Genomic DNA, 2,895 nt, shown 5'->3' with positions numbered 1-2,895 from the left:
GGCGAGAACGAATACGACCGTCGCTGTGCTCATTGCAGGACTCGGCGGATTAGGTCGTGCAGGCCGTCAGCGACTTCGAAGCCGGTGCGGTCGAGGGTGTCACCGATGGTGCGGTTGATGACGAGCGCGACTTGCGTGGGGCTGTTGGTGTATTCGCGTGCAGCGCGGGCGTGCTTCAGCAGACGTGTGCAGGCAGTGGTCACGACGTTGTCGGTTCTGATCACGTCGGAGAACGCGTCGGCCAGGCTGTATACGGATCCGGCGGGTTCGGCGAGCACGAGGGTGGGCAATGTGTTGGCGCCCGTGGAGCGGTGTTTGCCGCGTGGCATCGAGCGGATGAACCATTCGATGAACGATGCCTCGGCGTCGCGGGCCAGTTGTTGGACCGTTGGCGGATCTCCGGCTGCGGCGAGGTTGGTGCGCAGCTGACGGCGGTCGATTTCGGCGTACCGGTACAGGGTTGGTGCGGTGAGGTCGGTGGTGTCGAGCATGGTGACCGCGGGCTCGCCGTGGGCGGCGGCGTCGTCCACTGCGGTGAAGAAGTCCGGCTCGATTCGCATCGGGTCGACTGAGAAGGGGTGTGCGACCGCGACCGCGCCGTCGACGTTCCCCCCGGGGATTTCGGCGAGCATCCTGCCCATCAAGGCGAGGTCGATGGTGTTGTGGACGTCGAGGGCGGCCTTGGCGGCGGCGAGAACCGCGGCCGGTATGTGCACGCTGGTCTTCTTTTTCTGTTTCCTTCTCCCTGCGGAGGAGGCTGTGTCGTCGGTGGTGTCGATTTCGGTGGGAGCGTGGGTGACAGTGATGTGTTCGTCGTGTTCGGCGAGGGCTGCAGCAACGCGGGCGGGCAGCTGTTCGGAGGCAACGATGGCCACCGCGGTGTGGCCGGTCTTCTCGTTGAGTTCGAGGCCGAGTGCGGTGAACACGGCAGCGGCGATCACGCCAGCGCGGTCGGGGTGGATGCCGTGATCGCTGGCCAGCACGGCGGCGGTCAAGCGCGGGAATCGGATGGTGCGTAGCCCGTACGCGCCGTTGTTGATCGCGGTCTGTCGCATGCCCACGCGGATAGCGCGTTTCCATGACTGCGAGGACACCCGCACCCGCTTCGTGCCGCCGAAGGTGATGCTCTTGGTCGCGCCGTTGTCGTTGCGGTTGAGCAGCGACGCCGGCACAGCCTGGATGGCGTGCAGTCCTAGGAACGGTGACAGTGTGGTGTCCAGCATGGGCTCGCTTTCACGCAGGGCGATGGGATGGGGTGCGGCGTGGTCAATCTGTCGCCGCGCGGGTGAGGGTGTAGCGCGTCCAGTTGTCTCGTATTGCGTTGCGAGACTGCGGGTCGCGCCATGCGGTGAGTTCGGTCAGGACGGTGTCCCAGTGTGGAGGCCGATTGAGTCCGCGGAGCGCTCGACCGGCGGCTGCGAGGGCGTCAGTGAGCTCGTCGTCGTTGGTGGCGGCAACGAGCTGGGTGAGAAGTCTGGCGCCGGGGAGGCCGAGACCGTGCAGCGCGTTGCCGAGCCCCACTCTCGCGCGACCGTAGTCTGCTCGCGCGCGACCGGAATGCCATTGCCCGAACAGTTTTCCTGTCCAGGCAGCCGCGATCCAGTCTTCGGCAGTGCTGGTGATCCGGAGAACGTCGACGTTGACGACGCTTGGGCGCCATCGCAGAAGCTCGGACAATGCCCGGTCTCTGCCTCGCATCGCCGTCACCAGTGCCCGGACGAACTGCGGATCCGACGAGTTGCTCGAGGTGCTGTGGCCGTGGGAGATGTCACTGCTGAAGGCAGCGCCCACGGGCTCCGCTGAGGCAACCGGGCGGCTGCCCAGTGCCGAGACGGCGGCGGCAGCGAGTCCGGCAGCCTCGTCTGCCAGCTGCTCAACTGCGGCCGACACTGCCAGCTCGCCGGCGACCGCGGCACTGACGATCGGCTCGAAACACGCGTTGATCTGGGTCTGTGACGGCATCAGGTTGTGCCACCACGCGCCAGCCGCTGATATGTCGGCTGCGGGCGCGGCTGCTCGGCCAGCAGCCAGGGCTCGGATGAGGAGGCGGCGGCGCGCCGTGGCGATCCCGGCGTCGAGGACAGCGGCGTCAGCGCGGCTGATCCGCGGTGCGGGCAGTTGGGCGACCACCGGCCCGTCGATGCGACCGCGGTCGGCGGCCAACCCGGTCAGCCGCAGCCGCCCTTCTGCGGTGCCGCTGTTGGCCAGGACACCGGATGCCGCTGGGTCAGCCCATGCGGTCAGCAGTTGCCACCAGCCCGGCCTGAGCATCGTGGGAGCGATTTGCTCGCCAGCTACGGAGTCCCAGACCGATCGAGGGGCATGCCGCACTTGCCACACTGCGGCAGGCGCATTCGAATCGCGGCGCCGGTACAGGGTGTGCGGCACCAGCGTGGGATCGGTGTCGGGGCCGTAGCGTAGGCCTTCAGCGATTACCGCTCCCTCGACGTCTCCGTCCGGGCCGGGTATCAGCAGGATTGACCGGCTTTGCCAGGTCAGCGCATCAGCTTGCCCGCCGCGGGGAGGTGTCTGGCCCACCTGCGCGCCGGCTGGCCAGCTGAACCAGAAGGTGCCGGTTGGGCCTGGACAGCGGTTGGCGGCGAGGGTGTCGGCAAGGTTTCCGGCATCGATCCACACCAGCGGGCGGATCGTCGCGACTGCCGGGGTCGCCGACTTCACACTGAACAGGGTTCGAGGGACCGGCTGGATTCCGGCGACGGAGAACTGTTGCCGCATCACCAGCGCGCGGGCCGCCTCTGCCGGGGTCAACCGTAGGCCGCTCTCGCTGTGGTGATGGTCCAGCAGAACCGGCCCGTTGCCGGTGTAGCGATAGGGCAATGTCACCGCTGGAGACACGGTGCGGTCGCTGATGTGCTCACGCAGCTGCTGGTTCTG

Annotated in this window: 2 protein-coding genes; both read right to left on the bottom strand. The window is 67.5% G+C overall.

Annotation, left to right across the window (positions count from 1 at the left end):
* Nucleotides 1-29: 29 nt before the first annotated feature.
* A complete protein-coding gene (gene cas7e / locus ON27_RS29530) occupies nt 30-1,223 on the bottom strand; it encodes a type I-E CRISPR-associated protein Cas7/Cse4/CasC (protein WP_043734955.1) in 1,194 nt (397 codons plus the stop codon).
* Nucleotides 1,224-1,266: 43 nt separating this feature from the next.
* The gene (locus ON27_RS29525; RefSeq protein ID WP_245560293.1) at nt 1,267-2,844 is read right to left on the bottom strand and encodes a type I-E CRISPR-associated protein Cse1/CasA; all 1,578 of its coding nucleotides are present in this window, start codon (nt 2,842-2,844) and stop codon (nt 1,267-1,269) included.
* Nucleotides 2,845-2,895: the final 51 nt, after the last annotated feature.

Origin of the sequence: Nocardia asiatica NBRC 100129 (assembly GCF_000308415.1) — a bacterium.
Classification (GTDB): domain Bacteria; phylum Actinomycetota; class Actinomycetes; order Mycobacteriales; family Mycobacteriaceae; genus Nocardia; species Nocardia asiatica.
Note: the sequence above shows the minus strand (reverse complement) of the source record. Positions and strands in the feature narration are given on the sequence as shown.

Coding starts and splice junctions, on each gene's coding strand:
- cas7e (WP_043734955.1), bottom strand. CDS start 1,223: ATGCTGGACACCACACTGTCACCGTTCCTAGGACTGCACGCCATCCAG.